Raw genomic sequence first — 20,556 nt, forward strand, 5'->3', positions numbered from 1 at the left:
GCTATCCAAGCCCGGTCAAAGGTCTAGACCTGGGCCCGACATTTCGCTCTATTGCGTCACATTCTCGCAGGTGGGGGCATGCCGGACGAGCCTTGGCACCCCCTTTGCGACCGCCCGCGGGCGTCCCGGGCCGTCATAGGGTCAACGCACGCGGGGGCCGTCATGTGCCCGCCATGACCGTCGCAGGCCGCGGGCCCGCTCAGTCACCCGGCACCACCCAGGCCACCACGGCGACGGCGACGGCCAGGGCGGTCATGGTCAGCACATCCAGCCACTTCTTGCGGATGGCGAGCATGCCCACCTGGCTTTCCGGCAGCACCAGACGGGCCAGCGCCCCGAACAGCACGCCGGCCGCCAGCAGCGCCGAGCCCTTGCGGAAGTGGTTGGTGGCGTACATGACCAGCGACCCGGCCACTCCGCACAGCGCCAGCACGTACGGCAGCTGGCTCAGCCAGTGCGCCGAGGAGGCGGCCTTCTTGCGCGCCCCGGCGCGCCGGCGGCGCCGCAGCGTCACCTGCTGCGCGCCCTCGCCGGGGGACTCGCCGGGGGACTCGCCCTGCCGGTCCGTGTGCTCGCCGGCCACCGCTCCGTCCTTCCAGTGGCATGCATGAGGCCGCCGCGCCGGGCGGCGCGCCACTCGCGCGTCCGTTCACATGGTGAGAATGGGCGGCCCGTTTTAGGACGATCTGTCCGGAACGCTCCCAGCCGCCGGTCCTCGAGTCTACTCGCCGGGCCCTCAAAGGCGCCGAATCCCTTATGAGATCGGACCTACTCACCAGTAACAGGGTGTGGCAGCCCCATGGACGGGTAACCCGCTGGACAGGGGTCGCTAACTAGCTGGGAGGACTGCCGTGGAGGGGCCGTTCATACGGATCGAAGACAGCGGCATGGTGGTGGCGCTGCGCCCCGAGGTGACGACGGTCGGGCGAGGTAAAGGAGTCGATGTCCGCCTCGACGACCCGAGCGTGTCCCGCCTGCACGCCGAGATCGTCCGGCGCGGGCCTTATGTGTACGTCGTCGACATGGGCCTGTCCCGCAACGGGACCCGGGTCAACGGCCGGCCGATCGCCCGGCGGGTGCTGGAGGACGGCGACGTCGTCAGCTTCGGCACGGCGCGCTGCCGGATGGGGGGCATCCCCCGCGAGGAGGTCGACCCGGACATCGAGCTGCGGCGCGCCGTCGCCCCCGAGCTCACCAGGCGGGAGGTGGACGTGCTGACCGCCCTGTGCCGTCCCGCTCTGTCGGACGCGGCGTTCGTGGCCCCCGCCACGGCCCGCGACATCGCCTCCGAACTCGTGGTCACCGAGGCCGCCGTCAAGCAGCACCTGCTGCGCCTCTACCAGAAGTTCCGCATCCCGGAGGGGGCCAACCGGCGCACCCGGCTGGCCAATGAGGTGATCGCGATGGGCCTGGTCCGGCCGCTGCCGCCGGTGCACGTGCCCCCGCAGAACCGCCCTCCCATGGACGCCAGGGCCACCGGGGAGCTGCGCCGGCCGGGCGCCTCCGGCGTGGCCCACAAGCCGGTGCCGGGCCGCTCGGCGGGCCATCCCGGCCGTCCGCCGGCCGGCACGGCGGGCCGCAGGGCCAGCTGACGGCCGGCGGCGCACGGACGTGCGGTCGTCGCCCCAGGGCAGCGCAGACGAGCGGCGGCCGCACCCGGCGCCGGCCCGGTGATGCGGACGAGCCGGTGAAAGCCGCCCCGTCCCCGGCCGCTTGCGCCGGGGACGGGCTCAGCCGGCGGCGGCCTCGGCGGCCTCCACCACGTTGGCCAGCAGCATGGCGCGCGTCATGGGGCCGACGCCGCCGGGGTTGGGGGCGAGCCAGCCGGCGACCTCGGCCACATCGGCGGCGACGTCCCCGGCGAGCTTGCCGTTCACCCGGGAGACGCCCACATCCAGCACGGCGGCGCCGGGCTTGACCATGTCGGCGGTGATCAGGCCGGGCACACCGGCGGCGGCCACCACGATGTCGGCGCGGCGGGTGTGCTCGGCGAGGTCCTTGGTGCCGGTGTGGCACAGCGTGACGGTGGCGTTCTCGCTGCGCCGGGTCAGCAGCAGGCCCAGCGGGCGGCCCACGGTGATGCCGCGGCCGACCACCACGACCTCGGCGCCGCGCAGCGGGACCTCATAGCGGCGCAGCAGCTCCACGATGCCCTTGGGGGTGCACGGCAGCGGGCCGGGCTGCATGAGCACCAGCCGGCCCAGGTTGATCGGGTGCAGCCCGTCGGCGTCCTTGGCCGGGTCGATGCGCTCCAGCACCCGCTGCTCGTCCAGGCCCTTGGGCAGCGGCAGCTGGACGATGTAGCCGGTGCAGGCCGGATCGGCGTTCAGCTCGGCCACCGCCTGCTCCACCTGCTCCTGGGTGGCGTCGGCGGGCAGGTCGCGGCGGATCGACTCGATGCCGACCTCGGCGCAGTCGCGGTGCTTCATCGCCACATACGAGCGGCTGGCGGGGTCGTCGCCGACCAGCACCGTGCCCAGCCCCACGGCGACTCCGCGTTCCCGCAGCGCGGCGACGCGCTCTTTGAGGTCGGCGCGGATCTGAGCCGCCGTTGCCTTGCCGTCCAGGATCTTTGCAGTCACAGGCCCAATTCTGCCAGTGCCCCCCACCGCCTCCGGCAGGGGACCGGACCGGCCGCGGCGGCGCCGCAGCCCGGAGACGGCATGACGGACGGTCCCATGCCGGGGCGCGGCACACCGGCCGCCGGGGCTCAGTCGGGGCGCCGGCGCAGGGCGATCAGGCGATCGGTGGCATGCCAGCCGGCGTGGGCGGCCAGCCCCGCCAGCAGCACCGCGGCGATCAGCCCCACGGCCTCTTTGACCTCGGTGAGCGCGAACGCGGACTGCAACACAAAGCCCAGCAGGATCTCCACTGGTCTCCCCCAGGTGCCAGGGCGCCTCAAACGATGGTCATGGGCGCGCAATATCGCCCGAGGGTATCAACACGCCCACCCCAAACTCTCCCAAAACCCCCAAATTGGACAGGCGTTCGGGATGGGGTCAGTGAACTTTTTCACCACCCCGTCCGGCGGGCCGACGCGGGGACCGCACAGGCAAGGGCGGTGCGACGCGGAGCGCCGCACCGCCGGGCCCGAAGGGCGAATCAGTGGAAGAAGTGCCGGACCCCGGTGAAGTACATGGTGATCCCGGCCTTGTCCATGGCGGCGATCACCTCCTCATCCCGCACCGAGCCACCCGGCTGGACGATCGCGCGCACCCCGGCGGCGGCCAGCACCTCCGGCCCGTCGGGGAAGGGGAAGAAGGCGTCGGAGGCGGCCACCGAGCCGGCCGCCCGATCCCCGGCCCGCTGCACCGCAAGACGCGCCGAGTCCACCCGGTTGACCTGGCCCATGCCGACGCCGACCGTGGCGCCGCCGGAGGCCAGCAGGATGGCGTTGGACTTGACCGCGCGGCAGGCCCGCCAGGCGAACGCCAGATCCCGCAAGGTCGCCTCGTCGGCGGGCTGCCCGGTCTTCAGCGTCCAGGCGGACGGGTCGTCGCCGCCGCCCGGCACCTGGGCGTCCAGCTTGTCGACGGTCTGCAGCAGCACCCCGCCGTCCACCCGGCGGAACTCGATGCCGCCGAGCGGGCCCTGCGGGCAGCGCAGCAGCCGGATGTTCTTCTTGCGGGTGAGGATCTCCAGCGCCTCGGGGGTGAAGTCGGGGGCCACCACCACCTCGGTGAAGACCTCGGCGACCTGCGCGGCCATCGCCGCGTCCACCGGGCGGTTCACCGCGATCACGCCGCCGAAGGCCGACACCGGGTCGCACTCGTGGGCCTTGCGGTGGGCCTCGGCCACATCGGCGCCGATGGCGATGCCGCACGGGTTGGCGTGCTTGATGATCGCCACGCAGGGCTCGGCGAAGTCGTAGGCCGCCCGCCGGGCCGCGTCGGCGTCCACGTAGTTGTTGTAGGACATCTCCTTGCCGTGCAGCTGCTCGGCCCCGGCCAGGCCGCCCTGCCCGTCGGTGTAGAGGGCGGCGCGCTGGTGGGGGTTCTCGCCGTAGCGCAGCACGGCCTTGCGCTCCCAGGTGCCGCCGAGGAAGTCCGGCCAGCGGGTGGACTCGGCGACCTCGTCGGGGGCGTAGCTGCCGGCGAACCAGGAGGCGACCGCCACGTCGTAGGCGGCGGTGTGCGCGAACGCCCGGGCGGCCAGGCGGCGGCGCTCGGCCAGGGTGAAGCCGCCGGCGCGCACCGCCTCCAGCACCTCCCCGTAGGCGGACGGATCGACCACCACGGCCACATTGGCGTGGTTCTTGGCGGCGGCGCGCACCATGGACGGCCCGCCGATGTCGATCTGCTCGACGCACTCTTCGGGGCCGGCCCCGGAGGCCACGGTGTCGGCGAACGGGTACAGGTTCACCACCACCAGGTCGAACGGCTCGATGTCCAGGTCCGCCAGCTGCCGGCGGTGGTCCTCCTTACGCCGGTCGGCCAGCAGGCCGGCGTGCACCCGCGGGTGCAGGGTCTTGACCCGGCCGTCCAGGCACTCGGGGAAGCCGGTGAGGGTCTCCACCTTCACCACCGGCACCCCCGCCTCGGCGATCCGGGCCGCGGTGGACCCGGTGGAGACGATCTCCACCCCCGCCTCGTGCAGGCCCCGGGCCAGCTCTTGCAGGCCCGTCTTGTCGTACACGCTGACCAGTGCACGCTTGATCGCCACTCGACTCACGGCCGAGCTCCCCTCATTCGCATCACTCGTTGTCGGACCGTGCGGCCGAACCGGCGCCATTGCAGGTGCGGCATTTCATCGACACCCGGCGTCCCTTGGTGGTCCAGCCGTCACGACACAGCCTTCCCACCACCTCGACCAGCAGGCGGCGTTCGACCTGCTTGATCCGTTCGTGCAGGGTGTCTTCGTCGTCGTGCCAGCGGACCGGGACCGCCTCCTGGGCGATCACCGGACCGGTGTCCACGCCCTCGTCGACGAAGTGCACCGTACAACCGGTGATCTTGACCCCGTACTCCAGGGCGTCGCGCACCGCGTGCGCGCCGGGGAAGGCCGGCAGCAGCGCCGGGTGGGTGTTGATGACGCGGCCGCCGAACCGTTCCAAGAACGCCGGGCCGAGGATCTTCATGAAGCCGGCCGAGACCACCAGGTCGGGCCGGTGGGCGGCCACGGCCTCGGTCAGCGCCGCGTCCCACTCCTGGCGGCTGGGGTAGTCGGGGACCCGGACCACGAAGGTCGGCACCCCGGCCTTCTCGGCCCGCTCCAGGCCCGCGATGCCGTGCCGGTCCGCGCCCACGGCCACCACTTTCGCCCCGTAGGCTGGATCTGCGCACGCTTCGAGCAGTGCCTGTAGGTTGGTCCCCGCACCGGAGACGAGGACGACAAGCCGGGCGGACACCGTGACTCCTTAATCGGATGAGCGGCTGATTGACCCGCGAAGCGGGGCCGGATGAGCTGGACACCGGCCGCCCAAAAGCCTATCGGCCCGCCTCGGGGCGACCGGAGGCGGCACCACCAGGCGGGAGGTTCAGTGAGCATCGAGCCGGGGCAGCAGGCCCGTCCCGATCCCGAAGGGCGACCGGGCACCGGGCGGGGACCTGTGGGCCCGCAGGACATCGAACGGACCGGGCGGCGGGCGCTGTGGCTCGGCCTGGCCGCCGTGCTGTTGATGTTCATCCCGGTGTTGTCCCTGCTGTCGCCGGTGTGCGCGGTGGCGGCCCTGGTCTTCGGGGTGCGGGCGCGGAGGGCGTCCCGCCGGACGGGCAACCCGGCGCCGGGGGCGATGCCCGGCATCGTGTTCGGCGCCTTCGGCGTCGCGTTCTTCGTCCTCGGGTTCATCGGGCAGATGTACCTGCTGAATGAGATCCGCACCTACGACCAGTGCCGCCGCGCCGCCAACACCATCGAGGACGAGCGGGTGTGCAAAGAGCGGCTGGCCCGCGACATCGAAAAGAAGTTCGGCCTGGAGGAAGGCACGCTCAAGCCCGAGAACCTGCCCCTGTGACGCCGGGTCCCCGCCGCTCGCGACCCGGCGGCAGGGGCTTTTCAGTCCTCGGGCGGTTCGTCGCGCAGGATGTAGATGGCGCCGCCGCGGGTCTCGGTGCGCAGGGCTTCGTCCCGGCGTTCGGGCCGTTTCGGTGCGGGCTCGGGCGGGGCGGTCTCGTCTTCGGGCTCTGAGGAGCCGGGCTCCTCGTCCTCCCGTCCGGCTGCGATCTCCTGGGGGAAGGGTTCGTCCAGCGGGTCGCGCGCCCGGGGCCGGTGCGCCTTGCGCGGCGCCAGGACGGGTTCGGGGTCTTCGAACTCCAGTGGGTCGGCCACGAGGGAGACCCGGCGAGCCGGGGGCGGGGGCGGTTCCTCGGGCCGGGTGGGCGCCACGGCGGGCGGGCGGTCTTCCGCCCGTTTCCCGGGGCGCGCGGCCCTGCGCCGGGCGGGTCGTCCGGCGGGTTCCGCCGCCTCGCCGGCCCGGCCGGCGAGGCGGCGCAGAATCAGCACGTTGGCCGGCCAGGCGGTGATGGCGGCGGCGGTCCCCACCTGAAGGGCGGCCATCATGCCCACCCGCCAGGGGGACGGCCCCATGACGGTGAGGCGCTCGCCGCCCATCGGGCCGCCGGAGAGGGCCGCCAGCACCGCCGTGACGCCCCCCGTCAGCACCCCGGAGACGAACCCCCAGACGGGCGCGGCCTCGTGGGCGGGGCTGGGCATGACGCGGACGGTCAGCAGCCCGCCGACCACCCCGGCGGCGAAGGGCGCCGCCATCACCAGCAGCGACAGCGCGGGGGCCGGGCCCGGCTCGGGCAGCGCCGCCAGCGGGGGGAAGGAGGGCACCACGTCCAGGAACACCCCGGTCGGTGACACGCTGGTGCCGCGTCCCACCGCGAAACCGGGGCCGATGGCGTAGGCCATGCCCCAGATCACCGCGTTGGGCAGGTAGGCCAGCTCCACCACCAGCAGCAACGCGCCGCCGACGATGCCGGGGGCCAGCTCGTCGAACATCGCGACGGCCTGGGCGTGGTGCACCGCCAGGGAGGCGCCGACGAGCACCGCGCCGAAGGCGACCAGCACGCCCAGCGCCCCCAGCACCCCGGTCATCAGCGAGCGGAGGCGGGCGGGCAGCAGCCGCAGCAGCACGCCCATCCCCGAGCGGACCCGCTTGCCGCGGACGGCGCCGAAGGCGCGGGCGGCGCCCAGCCCGCCGGCCACCGCGGCCACCAGGAAGCAGGCCACCAGCGCCTGCCAGGCCGAGGGCCGCACCACGTCGGTGGCGGCCGCCAGCGCCAGCACCCCGGCCAGGGCCGCGTAGGGAACCGCCAGGGCGAGCGCCGCCTGGATCACGGCTCGCCGCGCGGAGGCGGCCCCCCGCAGGTGCACCGCTCCGCAGACCCGGGCCACCCAGCCGCCGCCGCGGTACAGCAGCGCTCCGGGCAGCACGACGAGGCCCAGCGGCAGCAGCCCCACCCGCCCGTCCGGCAGGGAGAATCCGGCATGGTGCGCCACCAGCCAGAAGTTGACGGCCGTGCGGAAGACGCCGGGCAGGCCGGGGCCGAGCGCGGTGCGGGGGGCGGCGATCCAGCCCACCAGGGTGACGGTGGTCAGCACCGCCAGTCCGACCCCGGCGCACCAGGTGGCCGCCACCAATCCGGTGACCGCCGGCGGCCGGGAGGAGGCCGGGACGGCACGGGCGGGAGCTTTGCGGGGCGTGCGTTGTCGTGGCTTTACGTCCGGCACAGGGCCATGCTGGCACCGTCTTCCCGCCGGGGAGGTCTGGTCATCCGGCGTGTCGCCCTTCGCCGGGGCCGGTCTTTTTCACATGCCGCCGTCGCACGGGCCGCCGATGGCGGGCGGCGCGTCCGGGAGCGGCGCGCCAAAGATGCACGCCGCCGGGGCGCTCGACGGAAATCCCGAAAGTCCTAAAAGGGCTATTACGGGCTTTTGTCGTGCGGCCGGTGATTTCACCGATGACGGTTCCCGCTCGCGGCCTTTAGCGTTCGCCACGTTCACCGGAATCAGCGAGGAGTCACATGGGCGACACCAAGGTCCGCATCTACGACATCATGGCCTGCGACGTGTACTGGGACTTCGAGGAATCCAATCTTCCCAGGGAGCAGCACAAGTTCCTGGTGTCGTTCTGGCCGACGGGCGACGTGCCGACCCCCCAGCTCATCGACCGGATCGTCGCCAAGGGACCCGACGGCTACCGGGTCGAGTTCGCCAACGAGCCGTTCACCAACCGCAACATCAACGGTCACATCTACGACCCGACGCTGAATTACTACTGGTACATGGTGAACCTGCCCACCGGCTTCATGCCGCCCGGCACGTACACCATCGAGGTCACCTGCAAGGACGGCACGGTACTGAGCAAGTCCCGAGTGCAGGACGATGCGCCCAGGAAAACCCTGGTGTCCGCCTACGTCCGTCACCGGGAGGACGCTTATGCGTCCTTTACCCCCTCCCGGCGCAATCCGCTGCCGGAGGGGTCACCGCTGAGCGGGGTCAAGTCCTCCTGGACCACGCTCAAGGCCCTGGCCGGTGTGGACGCCTACTACATCTACCGGATCGCCGAGGCGTCGTCCCTGAAAGAGTTCGACACCCAGCGCCTGGTGTGGTGGGACAACATCTTCATCCAGCGGGCCGGCGGCGGGGAGCTGACCGCCGGGCTCAACCGCAGCGGCGTCACCATCGGCACCGAGCTCAAACCGGACACCTCCTACGGGTACTTCGTGGAGATCACCGACGCCAACGTGCAGAGCGAGACCAACATCTGCATCTTCCAGCCGCATCAGTTCTTCACCACGCCCGCGCGCTGACCCCGTGAAACGACGAGCGGGTCGTCCCCGACCGGGGACGACCCGCCGGCGAAACAGCCGCGTCGATCAGAGGTTCTGCATGACCTCCCGCATGATGCGGGCGGTCTCGCTGGGGGTCTTGCCGACCCGGACGCCGACCTTCTCCAGGGCCTCCTTCTTGGCCTCGGCGGTGCCGGAGGAGCCGGAGACGATCGCGCCGGCGTGGCCCATGGTCTTGCCCTCGGGGGCGGTGAACCCGGCCACGTACCCCACCACCGGCTTGGTGATGTGCTGCTCGATGTAGGCGGCGGCACGCTCCTCGGCGTCCCCGCCGATCTCACCGATCATCACGATCGCGTCGGTCTCGGGGTCGTCCTGGAAGGCCTGGAGCGCGTCGATGTGGGTGGTGCCGATGACCGGGTCGCCGCCGATGCCCACGCAGGTGGAGAAGCCGATGTCGCGCAGCTCGTACATCAGCTGGTAGGTCAGCGTGCCCGACTTGGACACCAGGCCGATCCGCCCCGGAGAGGTGATGTCGGCCGGGATGATGCCGGCGTTCGACTTGCCGGGGGAGGCGATGCCCGGGCAGTTGGGGCCGATGATGCGGGTGGCGTTGCCCTTCTCGCACGCGTACGCCCAGAAGTAGGCGGTGTCGTGCACCGGGATGCCCTCGGTGATGACCACGGCCAGCCCGATGCCGGCGTCGATGGCCTCCACCACCGCGTCCTTGGCGAACTTCGGCGGCACGAACACCACCGAGGTGTCGGCGCCGGTCTTCTCCATCGCCTCGGCGACGGTGCCGAACACCGGCAGCTCCTTGCCGTCGAAGTCGACGGTCTGGCCGGCCTTGCGGGCGTTGACGCCGCCGACCACGTTGGTGCCGGCCCGCAGCATCCGCGCGGTGTGCTTGGAGCCCTCGGAGCCGGTCATCCCCTGCACGATGACCTTGCTGTTCTCAGTGAGCCAGATAGCCATGTTCACGCACCTGCCGCGGCGAGCTGGGCGGCCCGCTTGGCCGCTTCGTCCATGGTGTCCACCCGCTCGACGCCGGGCAGCCCGGCGTCGTCGAGGATCTTGCGGCCGAGCTCGGCGTTGTTGCCGTCCAGCCGCACCACCAGCGGCCGGTCCACGCTCTCGCCCCGCTCGGCCAGCAGCTTGTAGGCCGTCACGATGCCGTTGGCGACCGCGTCGCAGGCGGTGATGCCCCCGAAGACGTTGACGAACACGCTCTTGACCGAGGGGTCCGACAACACGATCTCCAGGCCGTTGGCCATCACCTCGGCCGAGGCGCCGCCGCCGATGTCCAGGAAGTTGGCCGGCTTCTGCCCGCCGAACTCCTCGCCGGCGTAGGCCACCACGTCCAGGGTGGACATCACCAGGCCGGCGCCGTTGCCGATGACGCCGACGGTGCCGTCCAGCTTGACGTAGTTGAGGCCCTTCTCCTTGGCGCGGGCCTCCAGCGGGTCGGTGGTCTTCTCGTCGGCCAGCGCCGCGTGGTCGGGCTGGCGGAAGTCGGCGTTGTCGTCGAGGGTGACCTTGCCGTCCAGCGCCATGACCCGGCCGTCGGTGGTCAGGATCATCGGGTTGACCTCGACCAGGGTGGCGTCCTCGTCGGTGAACACCGCCCACAGCCGCTCGATCAGCTCGGCGGCGCCGTCGAGGGCCTGCTCGGGCAGCTTGCCGGCCTGGGCGATCTCGCGGGCCTTGGCCCGGTCGACCCCGGTCAGCGCCGAGATCGGGACCTTGGCGACGGCCTCGGGCTTGGTCGCGGCGACCTCCTCGATGTCCATGCCGCCCTCGGCCGAGCAGATGGACAAAAAGGAGCGGTTGGCCCGGTCGAGCAGGAAGGAGAAGTAGAACTCCTGGGCGATGGCGCTGCCGGCCTCGACCAGGACCTTGTGGACCGTGTGGCCCTTGATGTCCATGCCGAGGATCTGCTCGGCGAGTGCCTGGGCCTCATCGGCGTCGTCGGCGAGCTTCACACCGCCCGCCTTGCCCCGTCCGCCGGTCTTGACCTGGGCCTTGATGACGACCTTCTGGCTTCCGGCGGCGAAGAGCTCCTCTGCGATGGCGCGCGCTTCCTGGGGGGTGTGCGCCACCTTGCCGGTGGGCACCGGTACCCCGTACTCGGCGAAGAGTTCCTTCGCCTGATGTTCGAACAGGTCCACGAGGGTCCGTCCTTTTTGCGGATCGACAGCCTGGCTTGCGTGCTGGTCGCACGCCCCTACCGACCGCTCCGGCGATCGCCCGCACAGAGCCGCGGCATGGGTTCGATGCGGGCTGTACGCGCGGCGACCAGAGCGGTCTGCTCCGATCGAGCAGCCTATAAAACCCTGGTCCCCTGACACGAAAGCGGGTCCACTCTGTGAGGAAAGGTGACAACCCGGTGGGATGACCCTGCGAAACGGCGGGACGAGGCATGGTGAAAGCTGGTGCGCACCGGCTCCGCCCGCAGGTGACAACGGGTGGGGCGGGTGCTGAGAAGCTGATGCACGCACGGATTCCGTCGGACGAGGGTTCGGGAGCGGCGCGACGATGAGCACGAAGACCCGGCGCGGGCCGGTCCGCCCACCGGCCGCCCGCCCCGCCCGGCGCGGCGGCGCGGCGCGCCGCCGGCGGACCCGCCGCCTGGTCGCCTTCGCGATGGTCATGCTGCTCGCCGCGACCTGCGGCGCCACCCTGCCGGGCCGGCCCCGCCCCCAGTGGACCTCGCCGGGGCTGATCGGCGGCGGCGGCTGGCCGCTGGCCTACCAGCCGCTGCAGGCCGACGAGGCCGCCGGAGCCTCCTACCTGCCCGACAGCTCGGTGGTGCGGCTGGCCGACGGGCGGGTGCGGCTGATCCGGTCCGGCGGGCGGCAGCCGATCACCGTGGCGGGCGACGACCCGCGGGTGGCGGTGGCGGTGCGGGGCGACCGGCTGTGGCTGGCCGACGGGCGGATTCCCGGCGGCGACTCGGTGTACCGGGACATGGCCGTGCGGGCGCTGCTGGACCTGCGGCTGCTCACCGGCGTCGACGGCGCCGTCACGGCCTCCTGGTACCGGCACTGGCGGTATGTGTGGCCGCGGGACGCGGCGTTCGTCGCGGCGGCCTTCCAGGTGTCGGGGCACCCGGAGGAGGCCCGGCGGGTGCTGCGCTTCCTGGCCCGGGTGCAGGCCGACTCGGGGCTGTGGGCGGCCCGCTACCGGCCCGACGGCTCCCCCGTGGCCGACGGCCGCGCCCCCCAGCTCGACTCGCTGGGCTGGGTGCTGTGGGCGGGCTGGTTCGTCACCGCCGGCTCCTCGGCGCCCGGGGCGGACGAACTGTGGCCGATGGTGCGCCGGGCCGCCGACTATCTGGCCGGCTCGCTGGACGCCGCGGGGCTGCCGCCGCCGTCGCCGGACTACTTCGAACGCGACCCCGATAAGGAGGCCGACCCGCACCGTCCCACGCTGGGGGTGGCCGGCCCGGTGCTGACCGGGCTGCGCGCCGCCGCCGACCTGGCCTCCCGGATCGGCCATGCCGCCGAGGCCGGGCGCTGGCGGCGGGCCGCCCGGCGGCTGGCGGAGGCGATCGCGCAGGCGTTCGCCCCGCACGGCTACCCGCGCTCGCCGGTCGCGGGCGGGCTGATGGACACCTCCCCGACCTTCCTGGGGCCGCCGTTCGCCCCCGCCGACCCGGGCGTGGAGGCGGCGGTGCTGGAGGCGGCCCGGCGGCTGCGGCTGCCCAACGGCGGGGTGCTGCCCGGGGAGCGCTGGCGGGGCGCCAAGACCGTGGCCTGGACCCCGGAGATGGCGTTGTTCGCCCTCAACGCCGCCGCCTGCGGCCGGGTGGAGGACGCCCTGCGCAGGCTGGACTGGCTGAACGAGCACCGCACCGAGCTGGGCGCGCTGCCGGAGAAGGTCAACTCCGCCGGCCGCCCGGCCGCGGTCGCCCCACTGGGCTGGACGGCCGCGCTGGTGCTGCTCACCCTGGCGGCGCTGGAGGAGCCGCTGCCCATCCCGCCCCCGTGAGCGGCCGAACCCGGACCGCGAAGTCGGCGCCGGGCCGTAAACTCGCGGGTGATGAGCGCCACCGACACCTCGCACCCGCTGCTGGACGGTCTCAATCCCCAGCAGCGCGCCGCCGTGCTGCACACCGGCGGCCCGCTGCTGATCGTGGCGGGGGCCGGTTCGGGCAAGACCCGCGTGCTGACCCACCGCATCGCCTACCTGCTGGCCGAACGGGACGTGCACCCGGCCCAGATCCTGGCGATCACCTTCACCAACAAGGCCGCCGGGGAGATGCGCGAGCGGGTCCAGGCGCTGGTGGGCCCCCGGTCGGGGGCGATGTGGGTGATGACCTTCCACTCCGCCTGCGTGCGGATCCTGCGGCGCGAGGCCCGCCGGCTGGGCTTTCCCTCGAACTTCTCCATCTACGACGCCGCCGACGCCCAGCGGCTGATGGCGCTGGTGTGCCGGGAGCTGGATCTGGACCCCAGGCGTTACCCGCCCAAGTCCTTCTCCGCCCAGGTCAGCAACCTCAAGAACGAGCTGATCGACTATGAGGCCTTCAAGGCCCGCGCCTCCACCCACCTGGAGCAGAAGCTGGCCGAGGCCTACGAGATGTACCAGGCGCGGCTGCAGCAGGCCGGCGCGATGGACTTCGACGACCTGATCATGACGACGGTCCACCTGCTGCAGGCGTTCCCGGAGGCGGCCGAGCACTACCGGCGGCGGTTCCGGCACATCCTGGTGGACGAGTACCAGGACACCAACCACGCCCAGTACGAGCTGGTGCGCCTGCTCACCGAGAGCCCCGGGGAGGACGTCGGCCCGGCCGAGCTGTGCGTGGTGGGCGACGCCGACCAGTCGATCTACGCCTTCCGCGGCGCCACCATCCGCAACATCCTGGAGTTCGAGCGGGACTTCCCCGACGCCACCACGATCCTGCTGGAGCAGAACTACCGCTCCACCCAGACGATCCTGTCGGCGGCCAACGCGGTGATCGAGCGCAACGCCCACCGCAAGCCCAAGCGGCTGTGGTCCGACCAGGGCGAGGGCGAGAAGATCGTCGGCTATGTGGCCGACAACGAGCATGACGAGGCCGCCTTCGTGGCCGCCGAGGTCGACCGGCTCACCGACGCGGGGCTGGCCCGTCCCGGGGATGTGGCGGTCTTCTACCGCACCAACGCCCAGTCCCGGGTGTTCGAGGAGGTGTTCATCCGGGTCGGCCTGCCGTACAAGGTGGTCGGCGGGGTGCGTTTCTATGAGCGCAAGGAGGTCCGCGACCTGCTGGCCTACCTGCGGGTGCTGGCCAACCCGGCCGACACCGTCTCGCTGCGGCGCATCCTGAACGTCCCCCGGCGCGGCATCGGGGACCGGGCCGAGGCGTGCGTGGAGGCCCACGCCGCCCGCGAGCGCATCACCTTCTGGGAGGCGCTGCGCACCCCCGAGCAGGTGCCCGGCATGGCCCCCCGTTCGGCCAAGGCGGTTCGCGAGTTCGTGGCGCTGATGGACGATTTGCGCGAGCGGGCCGCCACCGCCACCCCCGCCGAGCTGATCGAGGCGGTGCTGACCGAGACCGGCTACCTGGCCGAGCTGCAGAACTCCCGCGACCCGCAGGACGAGACCCGCATCGAGAACCTGCGCGAGCTGGAGGCGGTCGCCCGCGAGTTCGAAGACCGCCTGGCCGAGCGCGTCCCCGCCGCCGAGGAGGAGGAAGAGGAGGCGCCCTCCGGCGCCGCGGGCCGCCTGGTGGACTTCCTGGAGCAGATCTCGCTGGTCGCCGACGCCGACGCCATCCCCGGCACCAAGGGCGCCCCCATCCCGCCGGGCGAGCGCGCCCCCGAGGACGAGCAGGGCGTGGTCACCTTGATGACCCTGCACACCGCCAAGGGCCTGGAGTTCCCGGTGGTCTTCCTCACCGGCATGGAGGACGGCGTCTTCCCGCACCTGCGGGCCATGAGCAACCCCCAGGAGCTGGAGGAGGAGCGCCGCCTGGCCTACGTGGGCATCACCCGGGCCCGGCAGCGGCTGTACCTGACGCGCGCCGTGATGCGCAGCGCGTGGGGCGCCCCGCAGGTCAACCCCGCCTCCCGGTTCCTGTCGGAGGTGCCCTCCTCGCTGGTGAAGTGGGAGCGCGAGGCCGCGATGCCCGCGCCCGGCTCGCTGACCGCCATGGCCGCCGCCCGTCCCGCCGCCCGCTCCGCGAGCGCCCGCGCCGTCCCCGCCCTGTCCCCCGGCGACAAGGTCACCCACGACTCCTTCGGGCTGGGCACGGTCATCTCGGTGGACGGCACCGGCGACAAGACCGCCGCCAGCATCGACTTCGGCGGCACCCACGGCGTCAAACGCCTGGTGCTGCGCTACGCCCCGCTGGAGAAGCTGTAGTGTCCGGCGGCTGAACCGCCTACCGTAAAGGGCGGTTCACCAGCGGAGGCGGCATGCAGTACACCATCGACCTGACGGCGACCTCCAGCGCACCGCCCGAGGTGCTGTTCGCGCACGTGGCCGTGGCCGAGGCCTGGCCGGTGTGGAGCGGGCTGCCCGGCCGGGCGCGGCGGATCCGCCCGGGAGTGGGCACCGGCGACGGGGTCGGGGCGGTGCGGCAGATGGGGCCCGCCCGCGAGGAGGCCGTGCTCTACGAGCCGCCCACGCGGTACGCCTACCGCATGCTGGCCGGGCTGCCGGTGGACGACTACCGCGCCGACGTCACCTTCCGGGCCCGTCCCGAGGGCGGCACCGCGGTGCGCTGGCAGGCCTGCTTCACCCGGCGGATCCCGGGCACCGGCGCCCTCATGAAAGCGGTGCTGACCCGCCTGCTGAGCCGGGCCGCCGAGGGCCTGGCCCGCCACGCCGAGCACTGCCCGCCCTCCTGCCCCGCCCGCCGCCCGCGGTGAGGGGCGGCCCGGCCCGCCAGGGGTGACGGGCATCGCCCGCCCCGATAGGCCAGTGGAGAATTTCCACACCTGGGAGCCAAACCGGGAAATGTTACTCTTCCGCCGTGGAAAACGGCGATGTATTGACGGCGTTCCAGGCGGAGTCCGAGCGGTTCTCCCAGGTCCTGGAGGAGCTGACCGAGCAGGACTGGCAGCGGCCGACGGCCTGTACGCCGTGGCTGGTGCGGGATCTGGCGGGGCACGTCCTGCTGGCGGTCGGCCGGACGGCGGCGATGCTGGAGGGCCCGTCACCGGAACGCGCCGAGGTGTCGGCGGTGGAGTACTACCGGCCGGACGAGCGGTTCTCCCCGCAGGAGAACGCCTCCCGGGTCGCGCAGGCACAAGAGGAGGCCGCCGAGCACAAAAGCGGGGCCGCGCTGGCTGAGGAATTCGCCCGCACCTGGCGGGAGATCCACCGGCTGTGCCTGGCCGAGCCCGCCGGGCGGGTGGTGGTGACCCGGCACGGCGACGCCATGCTGCTGTCGGAGTTCCTGCTCACCCGCGTCGTCGAGGTGGCCGTGCACGGCTTCGACCTGGCCGCCGCGCTGGAACGGGAGCCCTGGCTGACGCCCGAGGCCGGTCAGGCGCTGGAGACGCTGATGCTGGACCCCCAGGAGGTGCCCCGCGTCCGGCGGCTGGGCTGGGACCAGACGACCTTCCTGCGCAAGGCCACCGGCCGTCTCCCGCTCACCCAGCCGGAGCAGGACACCGTGCGCGAGCTGGGAATCCGCTGGCTGACCCTGGGCTGAAGGCGCGTCCTTTCACACCAGGCGGCGGGCGGCGGCCCAGCGCGACAGCTCGTGCCGGTTGGACAGCTGCAGCTTGCGCAGCACGCTGGAGACGTGGGTCTCCACGGTCTTGACGGAGATGAACAGCTCCTTGGCGATCTCCTTGTAGGCATAGCCGCGGGCGATCAGCCGCAGCACCTCGCGTTCGCGCTGGGTGAGCTGGTCGAGCTCGGGGTCGATGGGGGGCGCGGCGGTGGCGGCGAAGGCGTCCAGCACGAAACCGGCCAGGCGGGGCGAGAAGACCGCATCGCCCTCGGCGACCCGGCCGATGGCGTCGGTCAGCTCCGGCCCGGAAATGGTCTTGGTGACATAGCCGCGGGCGCCGCCGCGCACCACCCCGATGACGTCCTCGGCGGCGTCGGAGACCGACAGGGCCAGAAAACGGGACCGGACCTTGCCGTGCAGGCGGCGCAGCACCTCGATGCCGCCGCCGCCCGGCAGGTGCACATCCAGCAGCACCACGTCGGGTTCGGTGGCGGTGATGACGGCGATCGCCTCATCGACGTCCCCGGCCTCGCCGACGACCTCGACGCCGTCGCCGAGCTCGGCCTTGACCCCGCTGCGGAACATCTGGTGGTCGTCCACCAGCACCACGGTCGTTGCCATCGGTCTCACTTCCGTTCGGCGGCGCGCCATGGGGGCGCCCGCTCACCTTGTCATCTCCAAACGGACCTCGGTGCCCTCCCCGGGGGCGGTGCGGACGGTGGCCTTGCCGCCGTTGCGCTCCATGCGCCCGATGATGGAGCCTCGCACGCCCATCCTGTCGTCCGGGACGGCGTCCAGGTTGAAGCCCTTGCCCCGGTCCCGTACGAAGATGGCCACGTTCTCGCCCTCGACCTCGGCGTAGACCGACACCGACGGGGCGCCGGAGTACTTGGCGGCGTTGACCATGGCCTCGCGGGCGGCCTGCAGGGCGGCGTTCAGCCGGGCGTTCAGCGGGCAGTCGCCGACGCAGACCACCTCGATGGGCACGCCGTGGGCGTCCTCCACCTCCCCGGCGATCTCCCGCACGGCCGCCGCGAGCGTCCGGTCCGGGTCGCCTTGCGGCTGGTAGAGCCAGTTGCGCAGGGTGCGTTCCTGGGAGCGGGCCAGGCGCTGCACCTCGCGGGGGTCGTGGGCGTTGCGCTGGATCAGCGTCAGGGTGTGCAGCACCGAGTCGTGGATGTGGGCGGCCAGTTCGGCGCGTTCCTGGGAGCGGATGCGCTCGCGGCGCTCGGCGTCCAGCTCCTGCCAGAGCCGCACCAGCCAGGGGGTGGCGATCAGCGCCAGCCCGCAGGCGAGCACGGCGGTGGCGATCAGCACCTCGCGGACCTGGGCGGCCGGCACGTTCTGCGCCAGAAAGCCGCCGATGCCGGCGATGACCAGGGCCAGGCCGACCAGGCTGCGCAGCCACATGCGGCGCAGCGGCACGGTGGTGGTGCGCAGCCAGCGCTGCCGCTGGTCGCGGTCGGCCTGCTGCCACAAGGTGGCCGCCCCGATCCCGCCGGCCAGCAGCGGCCACAGCGCCGCCTGGGCCAGCCCGGCCCCCCAGGTGATGGCGCACAGGCCGGTGATCAGCGTCCCGTAGGCCGCCAGCTGGGCCCAGTCGCGGGAGCTGATGCGGATCGGCCGGGCGTCGTCGCGTTCGGGGACCAGCAGCCAAAGCGCCACATAGGCGGCCACGCCCAGCCCGCCGGCGACGGTCAGCAACGCAAAGGCCAGCCGCACGAAGAGGACGTCCAGGCCGAGATGGTCGGCCAGGCCGCGGCAGACACCGGCCATCAGCCGGCCGTCACGGGCCCGTTCCATCCGGGGGCCGGTCTGGGTGTCCTCGCCGCTGCCTGGGTCGGCCATCGCCGTGGTCGCGCCTCCTTCCGCGGTGGTGGGGCCTTCCCGCACATGTGGACGCGGAAAGGTCCGGCGGGCGCCGCACCGATCGTCACACGAAACGCAAGCGGGCGCATCGGGCGCCTCCCCCGGGTTTCCCGGTTCGTTCTCAGGGTCGGGTCAGGGTGGTCCCGGATACCGGTCCCGGGCGCCAAAGGTCACGATGGGTGGCATGGCCGAGCAGCAGAGCACGACGACCGGCCCGCAAGCCGCGCCGGAGCGTCCCCGGCTGGTGCGCGTTCCGGAAGGACTTCTCGTCGCGGGGGTGTGCACGGGCCTGGGACGGTACCTGGGAGTGGACCCGGTGGTCCTGCGGGTGGGGTTCGCTGTGCTGCTCCTGGCCAACGGTCAGGGGTTGCTGCTGTATCTGGCGGCCTATCTGCTGATGCCGCCTGCGCCGCAGGCGCTGGCCCCGGCCGAGCAGATGCTGCGGCGGCGTTTCGACGCCGGGACGGTGCTGGTCCTGCTGGGCGGGCTGCTGGGCCTGCTGACGATGGTCGTGACGGCGGGCAGGCCGCTGTCGGGGGACGCGCTGGCCGGGGTGACGGTGCTCGCGCTGGTGCTGCTGGTCGCGCACGCCCGCAAGGTGGACTTCGCCCAGCTCGCCCGCGATCTGCCCGAACGCCTGCAGGGGCAGCCGGTCTCCCCCGACGCCCCGGCCCCGCCGGAGGGCCGGGTGAGCCTGGACAAGCGGGTGAGCCTGGTCAAGGACGTCCCCGCGGCGGCCGGGCGTCCCGCCGATCCTCCTGCAGGCGGCGTGACCGATGATCCGGCCGCGCCCGGCGGGCGGTCCTGCTGGAGCCGGCCGCCGGACGCCCCCGCGGACCCAGGCGGCGAGCCGAAGCGGGGATGCGGGCGCCACAGCGCGCTGACCTCCGTCGTGTTGCTGTCGGCGATGATGGCGGCGGCGGCGATGATCCCGGTCGCGTTGCACGGCGACCACGGGATCTACGGCGGGCACCTGGTCGCCGCGCCCGCCCTGGCGGTGATCGGGCTGGGCCTGCTGATCGGCGGCTGGGCGGGCCGGCCCAGCGGGCTGGCCACCGTCGGCACCGTGCTGACGCTGGGGCTGCTGACCTCCACGGCGGTGGCCGAGACGCCCAAGGGCACCAGGTTCGGGAACGTGGAGTGGCGGCCCGCCGACGCCTCCCGCACCGAGCAGACCTACCGGCTCGGGGTGGGCAGCGGGCGGCTGGACCTGACCGCCCTTCCGCTGAGCGCGGGCCGGCGGATCCGGGTCAACGCCGAGGTGCTGAGCGGCAAACTGACGATCACCGTGCCCGGCCGGGCCCGGGTGGAGCTGGACGGCCGGATCGCCCTGGGGGACCTGACCGTGAACAGCCGCCTCGACGGCGGGCCGTTCGTGCAGGTCGAACGGGTGCTGGAGCCGCGGAGCGCCGGGGAGGGCGACCCGCCGGTCATCGAGCTGCGGGTGCGGGTCAAGGTCGGGGACGTGGAGGTGCGGCATGTCTGACGGCGGGATGAAGCGCCGGTTCGACCCCGGCTCCGCGGTGGCGGGATTGTTCTTCCTGGCCGCAGCAGGGGTCTTCCTGGTGACCGGGTTGTCGGGCGAGCCGGTGGCGCCGCCGGAGATCCTGGCCGCGGCCGTGCTGCTCGGGCTCGGCCTGGTCGGCGTCGTCCGGGTGCTGACCCGCGGCCGCCGAAGCCACTGACCGGGCCGGCCGCGCTCAGCCGAGCCGGGCGTGCAGCGTGATGGCGTAGGCCGGGCCGGGGTTGTGGATCTCATGGGTGCGTCCGCCGTGGACGCGGACGCGGTTGGCGCGCAGCGGGCGTTCGGTGACGCCGTCGGCGGTCAGGACGCGTTCGGTCAGCTCCCCGGCCACGACCGTGCTGACGTGCGTGCCGCCGTGGTCGTGCACGTCGGTGCGGTGGCCGGGGGGCCAGGTGGTCAGCCACACCCGCACGCCGCCGGTCTCCTCCAGCGCCACCTGGCCGGGGGCCGCCGGATCCGGCCGCACCAGGTGCCACCAGCGGTCCGGGCGGGCGGCCAGTTCGCCGATGCGGGCGGCGAGCTGGCCCACGGTGGGCGGAAGCTGAGCGGCCAGGCCGTGCGGGTCGTCCTGGCCGCGCATGGTGAGGTCGGGAACGACGTCGAGGTCCACGAGGAGTCCTTGGGTTGTTGTCGTCGAGGGGCCCGCGCAACGGCCGCGCGGGCGGACTGCCGGACTGCAGGTGCCTACCGAGCTGAAAACGCGGTGATCAGCGACAACAACAACAGGAACACAGCGCGGCGGCCACGACGGAGGAACC

Annotated in this window: 20 protein-coding genes; 9 read left to right on the top strand and 11 right to left on the bottom strand. The window is 72.9% G+C overall.

All coding sequences use genetic code 11. The features are described 5' to 3' along the window. Nucleotides 1-199: 199 nt before the first annotated feature. Entirely contained in the window at nt 200-583 is a 384-nt protein-coding gene (locus tag TCUR_RS20675; RefSeq protein ID WP_012854521.1) for a DUF3017 domain-containing protein, read from the bottom strand. A 268-nt stretch (nt 584-851) separates the two neighbouring features. Here TCUR_RS20675 and TCUR_RS20680 point away from each other — a divergent pair, with 268 nt between their 5' ends. Next, nucleotides 852-1,592 carry an FHA domain-containing protein gene (locus tag TCUR_RS20680; protein ID WP_012854522.1) on the top strand — a complete coding sequence of 247 codons (741 nt, stop codon included), beginning with the start codon at nt 852-854 and terminating at the stop codon, nt 1,590-1,592. Nucleotides 1,593-1,730: 138 nt separating this feature from the next. On the opposite strand, the gene TCUR_RS20685 is transcribed toward TCUR_RS20680, so the two are convergent. From TCUR_RS20685 to purN, 4 genes are all read right to left on the bottom strand, one after another. Further along, a complete protein-coding gene (locus TCUR_RS20685; protein ID WP_012854523.1) occupies nt 1,731-2,582 on the bottom strand; it encodes a bifunctional methylenetetrahydrofolate dehydrogenase/methenyltetrahydrofolate cyclohydrolase in 852 nt (283 codons plus the stop codon). Nucleotides 2,583-2,710: 128 nt separating this feature from the next. Continuing rightward, nucleotides 2,711-2,872, bottom strand: coding sequence for a hypothetical protein (locus TCUR_RS27190; RefSeq protein WP_012854524.1), 162 nt, complete (start codon nt 2,870-2,872; stop codon nt 2,711-2,713). 230 nt (nt 2,873-3,102) lie between these two features. Beyond that, a complete protein-coding gene (purH, locus tag TCUR_RS20690) occupies nt 3,103-4,671 on the bottom strand; it encodes a bifunctional phosphoribosylaminoimidazolecarboxamide formyltransferase/IMP cyclohydrolase (protein ID WP_012854525.1) in 1,569 nt (522 codons plus the stop codon). Nucleotides 4,672-4,693: 22 nt separating this feature from the next. Further along, nucleotides 4,694-5,347, bottom strand: a complete 654-nt coding sequence (gene purN / locus TCUR_RS20695; RefSeq protein WP_012854526.1) for a phosphoribosylglycinamide formyltransferase — start codon at nt 5,345-5,347, stop codon at nt 4,694-4,696. 132 nt (nt 5,348-5,479) lie between these two features. Here purN and TCUR_RS25165 point away from each other — a divergent pair, with 132 nt between their 5' ends. Beyond that, nucleotides 5,480-5,953 carry a DUF4190 domain-containing protein gene (locus TCUR_RS25165; protein ID WP_012854527.1) on the top strand — a complete coding sequence of 158 codons (474 nt, stop codon included), beginning with the start codon at nt 5,480-5,482 and terminating at the stop codon, nt 5,951-5,953. 41 nt (nt 5,954-5,994) lie between these two features. On the opposite strand, the gene TCUR_RS20705 is transcribed toward TCUR_RS25165, so the two are convergent. Further along, nucleotides 5,995-7,674, bottom strand: coding sequence for a cell division protein PerM (locus TCUR_RS20705; RefSeq protein ID WP_174315334.1), 1,680 nt, complete (start codon nt 7,672-7,674; stop codon nt 5,995-5,997). A gap of 293 nt (nt 7,675-7,967) precedes the next feature. Between TCUR_RS20705 and TCUR_RS20710 the strand changes: the two genes are divergently transcribed. Continuing rightward, nucleotides 7,968-8,756, top strand: a complete 789-nt coding sequence (locus TCUR_RS20710) for a hypothetical protein (RefSeq protein ID WP_012854529.1) — start codon at nt 7,968-7,970, stop codon at nt 8,754-8,756. Between the two features lie 66 nt (nt 8,757-8,822). Here TCUR_RS20710 and sucD read toward each other — a convergent pair whose 3' ends face one another. After that, nucleotides 8,823-9,710, bottom strand: a complete 888-nt coding sequence (gene sucD / locus TCUR_RS20715) for a succinate--CoA ligase subunit alpha (protein WP_012854530.1) — start codon at nt 9,708-9,710, stop codon at nt 8,823-8,825. A 2-nt stretch (nt 9,711-9,712) separates the two neighbouring features. Further along, complete coding sequence (gene sucC / locus TCUR_RS20720; protein ID WP_012854531.1) at nt 9,713-10,903, bottom strand: ADP-forming succinate--CoA ligase subunit beta; 1,191 nt, start codon at nt 10,901-10,903, stop codon at nt 9,713-9,715. 367 nt (nt 10,904-11,270) lie between these two features. Between sucC and TCUR_RS20725 the strand changes: the two genes are divergently transcribed. The 4 genes from TCUR_RS20725 (at nt 11,271) to TCUR_RS20740 (ending at nt 16,380) form a co-directional block, all read left to right on the top strand. Then, complete coding sequence (locus TCUR_RS20725) at nt 11,271-12,725, top strand: glycoside hydrolase family 15 protein (RefSeq protein ID WP_012854532.1); 1,455 nt, start codon at nt 11,271-11,273, stop codon at nt 12,723-12,725. A gap of 51 nt (nt 12,726-12,776) precedes the next feature. Further along, nucleotides 12,777-15,083 carry a DNA helicase PcrA gene (gene pcrA, locus TCUR_RS20730; protein ID WP_012854533.1) on the top strand — a complete coding sequence of 769 codons (2,307 nt, stop codon included), beginning with the start codon at nt 12,777-12,779 and terminating at the stop codon, nt 15,081-15,083. 53 nt (nt 15,084-15,136) lie between these two features. Further along, nucleotides 15,137-15,592: an SRPBCC family protein gene (locus TCUR_RS20735; protein WP_012854534.1), complete on the top strand. Its 456-nt coding sequence runs from the start codon at nt 15,137-15,139 to the stop codon at nt 15,590-15,592. Between the two features lie 104 nt (nt 15,593-15,696). After that, nucleotides 15,697-16,380 (top strand): maleylpyruvate isomerase family mycothiol-dependent enzyme, encoded by a 684-nt coding sequence (locus TCUR_RS20740; protein ID WP_012854535.1) that lies wholly within the window; start codon nt 15,697-15,699, stop codon nt 16,378-16,380. Nucleotides 16,381-16,392: 12 nt separating this feature from the next. On the opposite strand, the gene TCUR_RS20745 is transcribed toward TCUR_RS20740, so the two are convergent. Both TCUR_RS20745 and TCUR_RS20750 read right to left on the bottom strand, forming a co-directional pair. Then, entirely contained in the window at nt 16,393-17,025 is a 633-nt protein-coding gene (locus tag TCUR_RS20745; protein ID WP_012854536.1) for a LuxR C-terminal-related transcriptional regulator, read from the bottom strand. A gap of 42 nt (nt 17,026-17,067) precedes the next feature. Then, complete coding sequence (locus tag TCUR_RS20750; RefSeq protein ID WP_012854537.1) at nt 17,068-18,252, bottom strand: ATP-binding protein; 1,185 nt, start codon at nt 18,250-18,252, stop codon at nt 17,068-17,070. A 205-nt stretch (nt 18,253-18,457) separates the two neighbouring features. Between TCUR_RS20750 and TCUR_RS20755 the strand changes: the two genes are divergently transcribed. Together TCUR_RS20755 and TCUR_RS26665 are read left to right on the top strand one after the other, a co-directional pair. Next, entirely contained in the window at nt 18,458-19,759 is a 1,302-nt protein-coding gene (locus TCUR_RS20755) for a PspC domain-containing protein (protein WP_041440188.1), read from the top strand. After that, on the top strand, nt 19,752-19,958 hold the full coding sequence (locus TCUR_RS26665; protein WP_012854539.1) for a hypothetical protein: 207 nt from the start codon (nt 19,752-19,754) through the stop codon (nt 19,956-19,958). Before TCUR_RS20755 ends, TCUR_RS26665 begins: the two co-directional genes overlap by 8 nt. A 15-nt stretch (nt 19,959-19,973) precedes the next feature. On the opposite strand, the gene TCUR_RS20765 is transcribed toward TCUR_RS26665, so the two are convergent. After that, nucleotides 19,974-20,408 carry a cupin domain-containing protein gene (locus TCUR_RS20765; protein ID WP_012854540.1) on the bottom strand — a complete coding sequence of 145 codons (435 nt, stop codon included), beginning with the start codon at nt 20,406-20,408 and terminating at the stop codon, nt 19,974-19,976. Between the last annotated feature and the right edge of the window lie 148 nt (nt 20,409-20,556).

Origin of the sequence: Thermomonospora curvata DSM 43183, assembly GCF_000024385.1 — a bacterium.
Taxonomy (GTDB): domain Bacteria; phylum Actinomycetota; class Actinomycetes; order Streptosporangiales; family Streptosporangiaceae; genus Thermomonospora; species Thermomonospora curvata.